Origin of the sequence: Microbacterium flavescens (genome assembly GCF_018588945.1) — a bacterium.
GTDB classification, from domain to species: Bacteria; Actinomycetota; Actinomycetes; order Actinomycetales; family Microbacteriaceae; genus Microbacterium; species Microbacterium flavescens.
The window spans coordinates 138,627-152,336 of record NZ_JAFIWA010000004.1; the positions used below are offsets into that span (position 1 = coordinate 138,627).

The window sequence follows — 13,710 nt, forward strand, 5'->3', positions numbered from 1 at the left end:
CGCAGGCTCAGGCGAGGAGGTCCGGTCGGTGCGCCCGCGTGCGCTCGAGGCTCTGCTCACGACGCCACGCCGCGATCGCGCCGTGGTTGCCGCTGAGCAGGACCGCAGGCACTTCGTGTCCGCGCCACACCGCGGGCTTCGTGTAGCTCGGGTATTCGAGCAGGCCGTCCTCGTGCGACTCCTCGACGAGGCTCTCCGGATTGCCGACGACGCCGGGGATGAGCCGGGAGACCGCCTCGACGACCGCCATCGCGGCCACCTCGCCGCCGTTGAGCACGTAGTCGCCGAGGCTCACGAGCCGCACCCGCCCGCGCTCGGCGTAGTGGTCGACGACGCGCTGGTCGATCCCCTCGTAGCGCCCGCACGCGAACACGAGGTGATTCTCGCCGGCCAGCTCGCGGGCCATCGCCTGCGAGAACTGCTCGCCCGCGGGCGACGGCACCAGCAGCACCGCGTCGTCGGACAGCAGCGCGTCGAGCGCCTCCCCCCACGGCTCGGGCTTCATGACCATGCCCGCGCCGCCGCCATAGGGCGTGTCGTCGACCGTGCGGTGGCGGTCACGGGTCCACTCGCGCAGATCGTGAACGTGCATGTCGAGGATGCCGCGATCCCGCGCCTTGCCGATGAGCGAGACGTCCAGCACGTCGAAGAACGCCGGGAAGATCGTGACGATGTCGACGCGCATGGCTTCGAGTCTAGGCATCCGCTCGGATGTTTCCGACGTGTGACCGGACGCTAACCGCACCCGACGGCCGACGGTGACGGAACCTTGACCGAGAAGTAACGGCAGAGGTCGCAGGGCGGAAACACCCCCTTCATACGGTGAAGGCACACTTCACCTGAGGAGGCGTAATGACCACGACCGTCACACCGTCCACGACGGACGTCGATGCTCCGCCGCCGGCCGCCACGCCGGCATCCCTCACCCATCGTCCCGGCCGCTGGATCGACGGCTGGAACGCCGAGGACAGCGCCTTCTGGCAGGCCGGCGGCCGCGGGATCGCACGTCGCAACCTGGGCTGGTCGATCTTCGCCGAGTTCCTCGGGTTCATCGTCTGGCAGCTGTGGAGCATCGTCGTCGTGATGCTTCCCGCTGCGGGATTCGAGCTGTCGAGCTCGCAGCTGTTCTGGCTCATCTCGCTGCCGAGCCTCGTCGGCGCGACGCTGCGCTTCCCCTACACGTTCATGGTGGGCATCGTCGGCGGACGCAACTGGACCATCGTCTCGGCGGCGCTGCTGCTCATCCCGGCCGTCCTCCTCGGCTTCGTGGTCTCGAACCCCGAGACCCCGTTCGGCGTGCTGCTGCTCGTCGCCGCGCTCGGCGGGGTGGGAGGCGGCAACTTCGCGAGCTCGATGGCGAACATCACCTACTTCTTCCCGCAGAAGGAGAAGGGGTGGGCTCTGGGCCTGAATGCCGCAGGCGGCAATCTCGGCACCTCCGTCGCGCAGTTCGCCGTGCCGATCGCGGTGACCATCGGCGCCGGCGCGACCCTGAACATCGCTCTCGCGGGGTGGATGTGGATCCCGCTGATCCTCGTCGCCATCTGGGGCGCCTGGCGGTACATGGACAATCTGTCGTCGGCGAAGGCCGACTTCGCGGGTTCGGCCGCCGCGTTGCGCGAGCCGCACCTGTGGCTCATGGCCCTGCTCTACATCGGCACGTTCGGCTCGTTCATCGGGTTCGCCAGCGTCTTCCCGAAGCTCATCGCCGACCAGTTCCCCGGCTTCTCGACGTTCCAGGTCGGTCAGGCGGCGATCTCCCTCGCGTTCCTCGGCGCCCTGATCGGGTCGCTCGCCCGGCCCTACGGCGGCAGACTGGCCGACCGCTTCGGCGGAGCGCGGGTCACCGTCGGCGCGTTCGCCGTCATGGCGCTCGGCGCGCTCTCACTCGTCTGGACCCTTCCGCTGCGGAACTTCTGGGTCTTCCTCGGCTGCTTCCTCGTCCTCTTCGCAGCCACCGGCATGGGCAACGGCTCGACGTATCGCATGATCCCGAGCATCTTCGCCGCACGGGGTCTCGCGACCGGAGCGGTTCCGGGGTCGCCCGCCGCCACGCAGGTGCAGCGCAAGGCCGCCGCCGCGCTCGGGCTCATCTCGGCGATCGGCGCCTACGGCGGGTTCCTGGTGCCGCAGGTGCTCAATGCGTCGCAGCTCGCCACCGGCGGGTACTCCGCAGCGTTCCTCGGCTTCGTCGCCGCGTACGTCGCCCTCATGGTCGTGACGGTGCTCGTGTACGTCATCCCCCGCCGGTCGCTGGCCGGTCAGCGCATCTGACGGAGCGCGGGCACGAGGCGGGCCGCTCCCCGAGGGCGCGGCCCGCCTCGTCGTGTGCCGGCGTCAGGCGACACGCCGCCGGTGGTCAGCTCGTCGACGCCGCCACACGGCGTGTCGCCTGACGCTGGTACCGGAATCGGCGGTCTCAGTACACGTCGCGCACGTAGCGTTTCTGGGCGACCAGGCTCTTGCGGTAGTCGGCCGCGGCCTCCCCCGACAGGCCGCCGTGCCGGCGGGCGATCGTGACGAGGGTGTCGTCGACGTCCTTGGCCATGCGACTCGCGTCGCCGCACACGTAGAGCTGCGCACCGTCCTGCAGCCAGCGCCAGAGCTCGAGTCCGTGCTCGACCATGCGGTCCTGCACGTAGATCTTCTGCCGCTGGTCGCGCGAGAACGCGAGGTCGAGGCGGGTGAGGAAGCCGTCGTCGCGCATCGACTCGAGCTCCTCCCGGTAGTAGAAGTCGGTCGCCGCGTGCTGCTCTCCGAAGAAGAGCCAGTTGCGGCCGGTGTGGCCGTCCGCCCGCCGGTCGTGCAGGAACGCGCGGAACGGTGCGATCCCGGTGCCCGGCCCGATCATGATCATCGGCGCATCCGCTGCGGCAGGCGTCCGGAAGTGCGGCGACTTCTCCAGGTAGATGGGCGTGGGCGCCGCGGCGGCCGAGTCGGCCAGGTACGTGGAGGCGACACCGCCGCGGCGCAGGCCGGTCTCGGTCTCGAACCGCACCACCGAGACCGTGAGCTGCACCTCGTCCGGCGACGTCTTGGGGCTGGACGAGATCGAGTACTGCCGCGGCTGCAGGCGCTTGAGCACCGGCATCCACTCGGCGGCCTCCGCCCGCACCGGGAACGCGCGCAGCAGATCCACGGCGTGCATGCTCCACAGGAACTGCTCGAGCCGGCCCTTGTTCTCGCGGCGCAGCAGGGTGGCCAGGGTCGGGTCGGGGTTGCGCTCGGCCACGAAGGCGAGCAGGTCGGCGCCGATCCTCGTGATGTCGAGTTCGGCGAGCGCGTCCTCGAGGAAGCGCTCACGTCCCTCGAGCTCGACCACGGCGTGAGGCGACAGGCCGGTGACGTCGAGCCACTCCGCGACCATCGCGGGTGCATTCGCGCACACCACCCCGAGGGAGTCGCCCGCCTCGTAGGTCACGCCGGCCCGCTCGAGGTCGAAGCCGAACTGCCGCACCTCCTTCGCCGAGCCGGCACCGCTGAGCAGCCGGTTCGTCACGAGCGGGGCGAGCACCGGGTTGCCGCGGGTGAACATCCGTCGCATCGGGGGCGCGGCGGGCGCTTCCGTGAGGACAGCGGATGCCGCGTCCCCGGCGGTGATCGTCGAGATGACCTCCTCGAGCCACGCGGCGGCCGGCTCCGCATAGTCGGGTTCGCAGTCGACGCGCGGCAGGAGTGCGGTCGCCCCGAGGGCTCCGAGGCGCGCGTCGATGCTGCGACCATGGCCGCAGAAGTCGTCGTAGCTCGAGTCGCCGATCGCGAAGACGGCGTAGTCGAGTCCCGGCAGCTCGGGCACCGTGTCGCTGCTGAGCTCATCCCACAGGTCTGCGGCGTTGTCAGGCGGGCCGCCGTCGCCGAAGGTCGAGGTCACCACGAGCAGCTTCCGCACCGACGCGAGGTCGGTCAGCGACATGTCGACCATGCTGACCGTGCGGGCGGGGATGCCGCGTGCCGTCAGCGTCGCGGCGCACGTGGAGGCGACCTCCTCGGCGTTGCCGGTCTGGGATCCCCACAGCACGGTGACCTCGTCGAGCGCCGGTGCGCCGGCGGCGGGCAGGCCCAGCGGCGTCCGCGAATAGAGACCGGCGAGCACGCCGTCGAACCACGCGCGCGACACCTCGCGCAGCGGAGCCGCCGGCGGCAGCACGGGGACGGACCCGGACGCCACGGACGCGACCTCCAGCGCCGACAGGAATCCTGAAAGGTACCGTCCCTCGGCCTCGGTCAGTGCGGGAGCGCCGGTGGCCTCGACCCCCGCGCCCGTCAGCACGGCCCGCGCGGCGCCGGGCAGCGGCATCCCGTCCGCCTTCTCCCGGATGGGCGCTTCGTCCGATGCCGGACCCACCCGGCGGAGGGCGACCGCGGCGAACTTGAACTCGGGCTGCAGCGACGCAGCGTCGACGGCGTCGCTCGTGACCGCGTTCACCGCGAGGTGCTCGCCGTGCTCGTCGTTCCAGTGGAAGGGGGCGAAGCAGCACCCCGGCTGCACTCGGTCGGTGACGACCGCAGGAAGGACGGCACGGCCCCGGCGAGAGGCGATCTCGACCTGGTCCCCCTCGGCGATGCCCAGGATCTCGGCGTCGCGAGGATGCACCTCGACGAACGGCTTCGGGTTCAGCCGCACGAGCTTGTCGACCTTGCCCGTCTTGGTCATCGTGTGCCACTGGTGCTGGAGGCGGCCCGTGTTGAGGATCCACGGATAGTCGTCGTCCGGCAGCTCGCTCGGCCCGAGATGCGGGCGCGCGAAGAACTGGGCGCGCCGGCTGGGAGTGGCGAACGCCAGCCGCGGCACGGTCCCGTCCACCTCGCGGTGAAGGGCCTGGCTGATCCCGTCGTTGACATACCGGATCGGATGCCGGTCCTCGGCGTCGCCCGGCGGCGCCGGCCACTGCACGGGTCCGCGGCGCAGGCGGTCGTAGTCGACGCCCCGGATGTCCCAGCCGGTCTGCGGGTTCCAGAACCGGCGGATCTCCTCGAAGACCTCGCCGCTGCTCTCGAACGCGAATCCCTCGTCGAACCCCACCGCCTGCGCGATCCGGCAGATGGTCAGCCAGTCGGGCTGCGCGTCGCCGGGGGCGTCCGCCGCGCGCTGCGAGAGCGTCATCGTGCGATCGCTGTTCACCATCACTCCCTCGGACTCGACCCACAGGGTGGCCGGCAGCAGGATGTCGGCATACGCGTTCGTCGCGGTCTCGGTGAAGACGTCCTGAACGATGACCAGCTCGGCCGCCTCGAGTCCGGCGATCGCCGACGACCGGTTGGCCACCGATGCGACCGGGTTCGTGCAGATGATCCACGCGGCCCTGATCTTTCCCGCCGCCATCGACCGGAACATGTCGATCGTGCCGGTGCCCGCCTCGTCGCGGATCGTGCCGGGTGCGAGTCCCCACACGTCCTCGACGAACGCGCGGTCGGCCGGGCTGAAGACCGCACGCTGGCCGGGAAGTCCCGGGCCCATGTAGCCCATCTCGCGCCCGCCCATCGCGTTCGGCTGCCCGGTGAGCGAGAACGGGCCGCTGCCCGGACGGCAGATGGCGCCGGTGGCGAGGTGGAGGTTGCAGATGGCATTGGTGTGCCATGTTCCCTGCGTCGACTGGTTGAGGCCCATCGTCCACAGGGTCATCCACTCGCCCGCCTCGGCGATCCACCGCGCGGCGGTGCGGATGTCCGCCTCCGCCAGACCTGTCACCTCCGCGACGCGCGCCGGCGAGTACTCGGCGAGGAACTCCGGCATCCCGTCCCAGCCCTCGGTGTGCGCGACGATGAACTCGCGATCGATGGCGCCCTCCACCACCAGCAGGTGCAGCAGACCGTTGAGGAGCGCCAGATCGGTTCCCGGCGCGATCGGCAGGTAGAGGTCGGCCCGCTCGGCGGTGGCCGTGCGGCGGGGGTCGACCACGATGAGCTTCGCCCCCTGCTTGAGGCGGTCGGCCATGCGGAGGAAGAGGATCGGATGGCAGTCGGCCATGTTGGACCCGATGACGAAGAACAGGTCGGCGCGATCCAGGTCCTCGTACGAGCCGGGCGGGCCGTCTGCGCCGAGCGACTGCTTGTAGCCGGTGCCCGCCGACGCCATGCACAGACGTGAGTTCGACTCGAGGTGCAGGCCGCGGAGATATCCCTTCATGAGCTTGTTCGAGAGGTACTGCGCCTCGATCGACATCTGGCCCGACACGTAGACGGCCACGGCGTCGGGGCCGTGCTCGTCGACGATCGCCCGCAGGCGCGCACCGGCTTCGGCGATCGCGGCATCGAGCGGTGCCGGAACCGCCGGCTCGCCGCGCGCCGGCCGGACGTACGCCGACGCCATGCGTCCCGGTGCGTGCATGAGCTCGACGTGCGTCGCACCCTTGGTGCACAGGCGCCCGGCGTTCGCGGGGTGCGCCCGGTCGCCGGCCACCTTCGACACGAACGAGCCGCTGCCATCGGGCGAGGCGGCCGTCGTCACGGTGATCCCGCAGCCGACGCCGCAGTACGAGCAGGCGGCGCGCACCTCGGCGGACGGCGCGCTCGTGCGCGGCCCCGCGGGAAGCGCGATGGTGCTCATGCCCCGATGATCCCCGAGGCATGTTCCACCGGGTCGTGCGGGGTGTTACGCCCGGATCACATCAGCCTCACGGGCCGGAGGAAAGGACAGTGAGCGGATGCCGCGCCCTGCCTGCGGCATCAGTCCTGTGCGGACTCGGCGTCGTCGTCCGGCGCGGCCGGGGTGTTGTCGTCGCCGGGGATCTCCTCGAACAGGCCGGGGGGCGGAGTGACCACCAGGCGGCCGGCGGGGATGTCGACCTCGGGAACGATCGCCTTGACGAACGGGACGAGCACCTCGTCGTCGCCGGGGGTGCGGACGATCAGGAGGTCCTGCGCCGGCATGTGGTCGACGCGGATGACCCGGCCGACGGTCGCGCCGTCGCGCACCACGTCGAGGCCGACGAGCTGGTGATCGAACCACGCGTCGTCCTCCGCCGACGGCGCCTCGGTGTCCTGGTCGATCCACAGGATCGCGCGGATGAGGCCCTCGGCGGCGTCGCGGTCGTCGACGCCCTCGAAGAACGCCACGGGGTGGGTGTTCATCCAGCGGAACTCGCGGACGGTCAGCGGTTTCCCGTGCCACGGCGAGGACTCGGGAACCTGCAGGGTGAAGGTGGCTCCGGGCACGAAGCGACCCTCGGGGTCGTCGGTGTAGAGCTCGAGCTTGATCGCGCCCTTGAGACCGTGGGCCTTGACGAGGCGCCCGACGCGCAGCTGCGTCTTGCCGGACGGCGCCGGTGCGGGGCTCTTCGACGCGGAGTCGGCGTTCGCGCCGGTGGTGTCTTCTGCCACCTCAGTCGTCCGCGACGTCGACGCGGACGCGCCTGCCGTCGGCGAGCGCTCCGATGAGAGTGCGCAGGGCTTTGGCCGTGCGGCCGCCGCGCCCGATCACGCGACCCCGGTCTTCGGGGTGGACGTGGACCTCGAGCACGTCACCGCGAGGCGACGTGGACGAGTCGATGCGCACGGCGTCCGGGTGATCGACGATCCCCTTGACGACGTGCTCGAGCGCGGCGGCGAGCAACGGATTACTCGGCGGACTCGGCGGCGACCTCGTCGGTCGCCTCGGCGGCCGGAGCCTCTGCGGGCGCCTCCGCCTTCTTCTCGGCCTTGGGCTTGACGACGGACTTCTTCGAGGAGTCGATCTCGAAGTCGGCCTTCGGCTCGCGGACCTTCACCGTCGAGACGGCGTCCTTGTCGCCCTTGAACTTGCCCCAGTCGCCCGTGAGCTTGAGCAGCGCGGCGACCTGCTCGGTCGGCTGGGCGCCGACGCTGAGCCAGTACTGCGCACGCTCGGAGTCGACCTCGATGAACGAGGGCTCCTCGGTGGGGTGGTACTTGCCGATCTCCTCGATGACACGACCATCGCGCTTGGTGCGCGAGTCGGCCACGACGATGCGGTAGTACGGCGCACGGATCTTGCCGAGTCGCTTGAGACGGATCTTGACAGCCACGATTCTCCTGAATGTGTGGAAAGTGATTGAACCCATCGCCTGGGGAGTGGGGTGCACACCCGGCGGAAGCTCTGAAGGGAGGATCTCCGCGCTGGATAGAGGGTCGAGCGGGTGATCCAGCGTTCTATTCTGCCAGATGACGCGGCCTGCCGCGAACACCCGAGCTGCGGATGCCCTCATGCCAGACTGTGCGAATGACGGTGCCCTTCGCGACATCCACCCGCTCGTCCGTTGGCCTGGAGTGGGAGCTCATGCTCGCCGATGGAACGACGGGAGATCTCGCGCCCCGGGCGCCCGAGATCCTGCAGGAGCTGGAAGAGCCCACCGCCCTCGAGCGCTACACCGTCACCGGCGAGCTGCTCACGAACACCGTCGAGGTGACCAGCGGGATCGGCGGCACGGTGGCCGCCGCCGTCGACGACATCGCGGATGCGATCGCGGCGGTGCGCAAGGTCAGCGACCCTCTCGACGTCGAGCTGCTGTGCGCCGGGAGCCACCCGTTCGCGCAGTGGTTCGATCAGAAGGTCACCGACAAGACCCGCTACAACAAGCTCATCGAGCGCACGCAGTGGTGGGGTCGCAACATGATGATCTGGGGCATCCACGTGCATGTCGGCGTGGACGACGTCAACAAGGTCTTCCCGATCATCAACGCCCTCACCGTCTATCTCCCCCATCTGCAGGCGCTGTCGGCCTCGAGCCCGTTCTGGGCGGGCGAGCGCACCGGCTACGCCTCCAATCGCTCGCTCGTCTTCCAGCAGCTGCCGACCGCCGGCCTGCCCTGGCCGCTCGACACCTGGAGCCAGTTCGAGGGCTACCTCGACGACCTCGTCGGAACCGGGGTGATGGCCGACGCGACCGAGGTGCGCTGGGACATCCGCCCGGCCCCGCGCTGGGGCACGATCGAAGTGCGCGCGTGCGACGGCATGTCGACGCTGCCCGAGCTGGCGGCGCTCGCAGCGCTGATCCAGGCGCTGGTCGAGCACTTCTCACGGGAACTCGACGAGGGCCGCGAGCTGGTCACGCTGCAGCCGTGGTTCGTCCGCGAGAACAAGTGGCGCGCGGCCCGGTACGGGCTCGACGCCCGCGTGATCATCGACCGCGAGGGCACGCAGGTGCCGGTGACGGAGCACATCCGCGAGAAGCTCGCAGAACTGGAGGACATCGCCGTCGAGCTCAAGTGCTCGCGGGAGCTGGCGGGAATCGAGACGATCCTGAGCCAGGGAGCCAGTTACGCACGCCAGCTGGTGGTCGCGGATGCCGCCGACGGGGATCTGCGCGAGGTCGTGCAGCACCTCATCCGGGAGTTCCGGTCAGGTCCGACGCTCCGAGATCACCTCGCACAGCTCGGTCGCTGACCGGGTCCCGGGAGCGGCCGATCAGCCCTTGCCGAGCAGCTTCTGGAGCTCGGCGAGATCGGCCTCGCTCGGGACCCCCTTCGCACCGCCCAGACCGAAGCCCGACCCCGTCGGCGTCGCGGGAGCCGCGGCGATGCCGGCGTTCTCGGCGGCGCGCTTGGCCGGGTTGCCTGAGCGCGAGCCCTTGGCCTTCTGCTGCTTCCCGCGCTTCGAAGAGGCGCCGGGGCGCCCTCCGCCCGGGATCGGACCCATGCCGGGGATGTTGGGAACGCCGCCGCGGGCGACGGTCTTCATCATCTTCGCGGCCTGGTCGAAGCGCTGCACCAGCTGATTGACCTCCGTCACCGTCACGCCCGAGCCGCGGGCGATGCGCAGTCGCCGGGAACCGTTGAGCACCTTGGGGTTGCGGCGCTCCCCCGGCGTCATGGAGCGGATGATGGCCTCGGTGCGGTCGATCTCGCGCTCGTCGAAGTTCTCGAGCTGATCCTTCATGGACCCCATGCCCGGGAGCATCCCGAGCATCTTCTTCATGGAGCCCATCTTCTTCATCTGCTGCATCTGCTCGAGGAAGTCCTCGAGCGTGAAGCTCTCCGTGGCGAGCTTCTCGGCCATCTTCATGGCCTCGTCCTCGTCGAAGGCCTGCTGGGCCTGCTCGATGAGGGTCAGGATGTCGCCGAGGTCGAGGATGCGGCTCGCCATGCGGTCGGGGTGGAAGGCCTCGAGGTCGTCGAGTCCTTCGCCGGTCGACGCGTAGATGATGGGGCGGCCGGTGACCGACGCGACCGACAGCGCGGCGCCGCCTCGCGCATCGCCGTCGAGCTTGGACAGCACGACGCCGGTGAAGTCGACGCCGTCCTGGAAGGCCTTCGCCGTGTTGACGGCGTCCTGGCCGATCATGGCGTCGATGACGAAGAGGACCTCGTCGGGATCGGTCGCCGTGCGGATGTCGGCGGCCTGCTTCATCAGCTCAGCGTCGACGCCGAGGCGTCCGGCGGTGTCGATGATCACCACGTCGTGCTGCTGGCGGCGCGCGACCTCGACGCCCTCGCGCGCCACGCGAACCGGGTCGCCGATGCCGTTGCCCGGCTCGGGCGCGTAGATCGCGGCGCCGGCGCGCTCGGCGACGACCTGCAGCTGGTTCACCGCGTTGGGACGCTGGAGGTCGGCGGCGATGAGGAGGGGCGTGTGGCCGTCCTTCTCGAGCTGGTGCGCGAGCTTGCCGGCGAAGGTCGTCTTGCCCGACCCCTGGAGGCCCGCGAGCATGATGACCGTCGGCGGGTTCTTCGCGAACTGCAGGCGACGCTGCTGGCCGCCGAGGATCGCGACGAGCTCCTCGTTGACGATCTGCACGACCTGCTGGGCGGGGTTGAGCGCCCGGTTGACCTCGTCGCCGAGGGCGCGCTCGCGCACCTTGGCGGTGAACTCCTTGACGACGGGCAGGGCCACGTCGGCGTCGAGCAGCGCGCGACGGATCTCGCGGACAGTGCCGTCGACGTCCGCGGGCGTGAGCTGCCCCTTCTTGCGGAGGTTGCGGAAGGTCTCGGTGAGCCGGTCGGAGAGGGTGCCGAAAGTCGCCATGATCCCCCGATTCTACGTGAGCGGATGCCTCGCCCCGGCGCCGCTCCGGCTCACTCGGGTCCGAGTTCCTGGAAGAGCGTCAGCTGCAGACCGGCAGGACCCCGCAGGCGCGCGTTGATCGAGCGCCAGGGCGTCTGGCGAGCGGATGCCTCGACCTCGGCGCCCGCGGCCTCGAGGCGCTCCGTCGCAGCCGCGGCGTCGCCGACCTCCAGCGCCAGCCGGATGCGGTCGCTGGTGACGCCGTCGGTCTCGACGCGGTCGATGAAGTCGACCTGAGCGGGGTTGGACAGCTCGAGCGTCGCGCGTCCGGCGTCGAGGATGGCCACCCGCGCCCCGCCCTCCGCCTCGTACGCCTCGGACTGCGGCATGCCGACGACGTCGCGGTAGAAGGCGAGCGCCTCGTCGAAGTCGGGGGCGCGCACGACGACACGCAGCTGCCGCACTTCGCCCGCTGCGGGTGTCGGCGCGATGGTGCCGGCCGCGTCGGCGCCGCGGGAGAGGAAGCGCTCGAGCGAGGTGACGCCTGCCCCGTCGTGCGCCCATGCCTCGACGGCGGCGAGGACTGCGCCGCCCCAGGCCGCACCCGCCACCTCCGCGTGCAGCCTGTCGGCTCCGCCGCGCGCGAGACGGTCGGCGACCGCCCGGCTGACGCGGGTGCGGCGCAGTGCCCCTTCGCGGTCGAGCTCCGTATCGAGGCCCATCGCGGTGGCGTTGACGATGGCGAGCGCGAGGCTGTCCGGTGCGAACTCGGAGCCGAGGGAGAGAACCGCGGCACGGACGCCGGCCGCGGCATCCGCTCCCCGATCCGTCGCCAGTCGCTCCTCGAGGCCTGCGAGCCGCTCGTCGAGGCCGGCCCACAGGATGTCGGACTTGGAGGCGAAGTAGTTGAAGAAGCTCGACCGGCTCACACCCGCACGCGACGTGATGTCGGCGATCGACGTGGCCTCGAAGCCCTGCTCGAGGAAGAGCTCGCACGCTGCCTCGGCCAGGGTCTCCTTCGATGAGGCCTTCGGTCTTCCCACGCGCCCGGTGCTGCTCATCCACGACACGCTAGCGGGCATGGCCCCGACGCGTCAGTGGCATAATGTTGGACGCAATCCATCAATCGCCATAAGCGAAGGAGCACGATGCTCGCGATCGAGACGGTGGGCCTCTCCCCCGACTATGTCCCCTACCTCGACGGGTGGGCGCTCCAGCGCAGCATCCACGCCGAGATCGTCGCCGGAGCCCGCCCCGACACCCTGCTTCTCCTCGAGCACGACCCGGTCTACACCGCCGGCGCCCGCACCGCGCGGCACGAGCGCCCGACCGACGGCACGCCCGTCGTCGACGTCGACCGGGGCGGCAAGATCACGTGGCACGGGCCCGGTCAGCTGGTGGGCTATCCGATCGTGAGGCTCGCCGAACCGGTCGACGTCGTGGCCCACGTCCGCCGGCTGGAGCACGTGCTGATCGAGGTGCTCCGCGGCCACGGCGTCGACGGCTACCGGGTCGAAGGGCGCAGCGGCGTGTGGGTCAGGCGGCCCCTCGGGGAGGACAAGATCGCCGCCATCGGCGTGCGGGTGCAGCGCGGCGTGACCATGCACGGCTTCGCGCTGAACTGCGACAACACGCTCGCCGGGTTCCGCGGCATCATCCCGTGCGGGATCACGGATGCCGGCGTGACCACGATCAGCGAGGTGGTCGGCGCCGACGTCGCCCCCCGCGACGTCGTCGACACTGTGGCGGAGGCGTTCCGGGTCGAGTACGCAAGCGAGGTCGCGGCATGAGCGCGTGCGGCACGGGCGGCGTGGCACCGGGCAGCGGGCCGGACGGGCGGAAGCTGCTGCGCCTGGAGGTGCGCAACGCGCAGACGCCGATCGAGCGCAAGCCGGAGTGGATCAAGACGAAGGCGAAGATGGGGCCGGAGTATCAGGCTCTCCACGCCCTCGTGAAGACCGAGGAGCTGCACACGGTCTGCCAGGAGGCCGGTTGCCCCAACATCTACGAGTGCTGGGAGGACCGCGAGGCGACGTTCCTCATCGGCGGCTCGCAGTGCACGCGCCGGTGCGACTTCTGCCAGATCGACACGGGCAAGCCCGCCGACTACGACATGGACGAGCCCCGCCGCGTGGCCGAGAGCGTGGTGCGGATGAACCTGCGCTACGCCACCGTGACGGGCGTCGCGCGCGACGACCTGCCCGACGGCGGCGCCTGGCTGCACGCCGAGACCGTGCGGCAGATCCACGCCATGAACCCGAACACGGGCGTCGAGATCCTCGCGACCGACTTCAACGGCGACCCGTCGCTCCTGGGCGAGGTGTTCGACAGTCGCCCCGAGGTGTTCGCCCACAATGTCGAGACGGTGCCGCGCATCTTCAAGCGCATCCGTCCGGCGTTCCGCTACGAGCGGTCGCTCGACGTGCTCACGCAGGCGCGCACCGCGGGGCTCATCACGAAGTCGAACCTCATCCTCGGCATGGGTGAGGAGCCCGAGGAGGTCGTCCAGGCCCTGCAGGACCTCCACGACGCGGGCACCGACATCATCACCATCACCCAGTACCTTCGGCCGTCGCCCCGGCACCTCCCCGTCGCCCGCTGGGTCAAGCCGCAGGAGTTCGTCGAGTTCAAGGAGGAGGCCGAGCGCATCGGATTCCTCGGCGTCCTCGCCGGTCCGCTCGTGCGGTCCTCGTACCGTGCCGGGCGCCTGTGGGCGCAGTCGATGGTGTCGAAGGGCCGCGAGATCCCTCCCCACCTCGCGCACATCGCCGAAGCCGCGGAGCTCGGGTTTGCCCAGGCCGTCTAGGTTGTCA

At 70.5% G+C, this 13,710-nt stretch carries 11 protein-coding genes; 4 read left to right on the forward strand and 7 right to left on the reverse strand.

What is annotated here, in order from left to right:
- Positions 1-7: 7 nt before the first annotated feature.
- Complete coding sequence (trmD, locus tag JX005_RS09705; protein ID WP_214467292.1) at positions 8-685, reverse strand: tRNA (guanosine(37)-N1)-methyltransferase TrmD; 678 nt, start codon at positions 683-685, stop codon at positions 8-10.
- A 167-nt stretch (positions 686-852) separates the two neighbouring features.
- On the opposite strand from trmD, the gene JX005_RS09710 reads away from it, so the two are divergent.
- Complete coding sequence (locus JX005_RS09710; RefSeq protein WP_214467293.1) at positions 853-2,274, forward strand: MFS transporter; 1,422 nt, start codon at positions 853-855, stop codon at positions 2,272-2,274.
- A gap of 145 nt (positions 2,275-2,419) precedes the next feature.
- Here JX005_RS09710 and JX005_RS09715 read toward each other — a convergent pair whose 3' ends face one another.
- From JX005_RS09715 to rpsP, 4 genes are all read right to left on the reverse strand, one after another.
- Entirely contained in the window at positions 2,420-6,547 is a 4,128-nt protein-coding gene (locus tag JX005_RS09715; RefSeq protein WP_214467294.1) for a bifunctional nitrate reductase/sulfite reductase flavoprotein subunit alpha, read from the reverse strand.
- Positions 6,548-6,666: 119 nt separating this feature from the next.
- Complete coding sequence (gene rimM / locus JX005_RS09720; RefSeq protein WP_214467295.1) at positions 6,667-7,320, reverse strand: ribosome maturation factor RimM; 654 nt, start codon at positions 7,318-7,320, stop codon at positions 6,667-6,669.
- 1 nt (position 7,321) lies between these two features.
- Positions 7,322-7,552, reverse strand: coding sequence for an RNA-binding protein (locus JX005_RS09725; protein ID WP_214467296.1), 231 nt, complete (start codon positions 7,550-7,552; stop codon positions 7,322-7,324).
- Positions 7,553-7,556: 4 nt separating this feature from the next.
- Positions 7,557-7,982: a 30S ribosomal protein S16 gene (gene rpsP / locus JX005_RS09730; protein WP_214467297.1), complete on the reverse strand. Its 426-nt coding sequence runs from the start codon at positions 7,980-7,982 to the stop codon at positions 7,557-7,559.
- A 194-nt stretch (positions 7,983-8,176) separates the two neighbouring features.
- Between rpsP and JX005_RS09735 the strand changes: the two genes are divergently transcribed.
- On the forward strand, positions 8,177-9,340 hold the full coding sequence (locus JX005_RS09735) for a glutamate--cysteine ligase (protein WP_214467298.1): 1,164 nt from the start codon (positions 8,177-8,179) through the stop codon (positions 9,338-9,340).
- 21 nt (positions 9,341-9,361) lie between these two features.
- Here the strand turns inward: JX005_RS09735 and ffh are convergent, their stop codons facing one another.
- Positions 9,362-10,918 carry a signal recognition particle protein gene (gene ffh / locus JX005_RS09740; RefSeq protein ID WP_214467299.1) on the reverse strand — a complete coding sequence of 519 codons (1,557 nt, stop codon included), beginning with the start codon at positions 10,916-10,918 and terminating at the stop codon, positions 9,362-9,364.
- A gap of 50 nt (positions 10,919-10,968) precedes the next feature.
- A complete protein-coding gene (locus JX005_RS09745; protein ID WP_214467300.1) occupies positions 10,969-11,958 on the reverse strand; it encodes a TetR family transcriptional regulator in 990 nt (329 codons plus the stop codon).
- Between the two features lie 60 nt (positions 11,959-12,018).
- On the opposite strand from JX005_RS09745, the gene lipB reads away from it, so the two are divergent.
- The gene (lipB, locus tag JX005_RS09750; RefSeq protein WP_307858560.1) at positions 12,019-12,687 is read left to right on the forward strand and encodes a lipoyl(octanoyl) transferase LipB; all 669 of its coding nucleotides are present in this window, start codon (positions 12,019-12,021) and stop codon (positions 12,685-12,687) included.
- Positions 12,684-13,703 carry a lipoyl synthase gene (gene lipA / locus JX005_RS09755; RefSeq protein WP_214467302.1) on the forward strand — a complete coding sequence of 340 codons (1,020 nt, stop codon included), beginning with the start codon at positions 12,684-12,686 and terminating at the stop codon, positions 13,701-13,703. Before lipB ends, lipA begins: the two co-directional genes overlap by 4 nt.
- Positions 13,704-13,710: the final 7 nt, after the last annotated feature.

Bases quoted from the DNA above. Each gene is read 5' to 3' on its own strand.
- JX005_RS09710 (WP_214467293.1), top strand. From the start codon at position 853: ATGACCACGACCGTCACACCGTCCACGACGGACGTCGATGCTCCGCCG.
- trmD (WP_214467292.1), bottom strand. From the start codon at position 685: ATGCGCGTCGACATCGTCACGATCTTCCCGGCGTTCTTCGACGTGCTG.
- JX005_RS09715 (WP_214467294.1), bottom strand. From the start codon at position 6,547: ATGAGCACCATCGCGCTTCCCGCGGGGCCGCGCACGAGCGCGCCGTCC.
- lipA (WP_214467302.1), top strand. From the start codon at position 12,684: ATGAGCGCGTGCGGCACGGGCGGCGTGGCACCGGGCAGCGGGCCGGAC.
- JX005_RS09745 (WP_214467300.1), bottom strand. From the start codon at position 11,958: ATGAGCAGCACCGGGCGCGTGGGAAGACCGAAGGCCTCATCGAAGGAG.
- ffh (WP_214467299.1), bottom strand. From the start codon at position 10,918: ATGGCGACTTTCGGCACCCTCTCCGACCGGCTCACCGAGACCTTCCGC.
- JX005_RS09735 (WP_214467298.1), top strand. From the start codon at position 8,177: ATGACGGTGCCCTTCGCGACATCCACCCGCTCGTCCGTTGGCCTGGAG.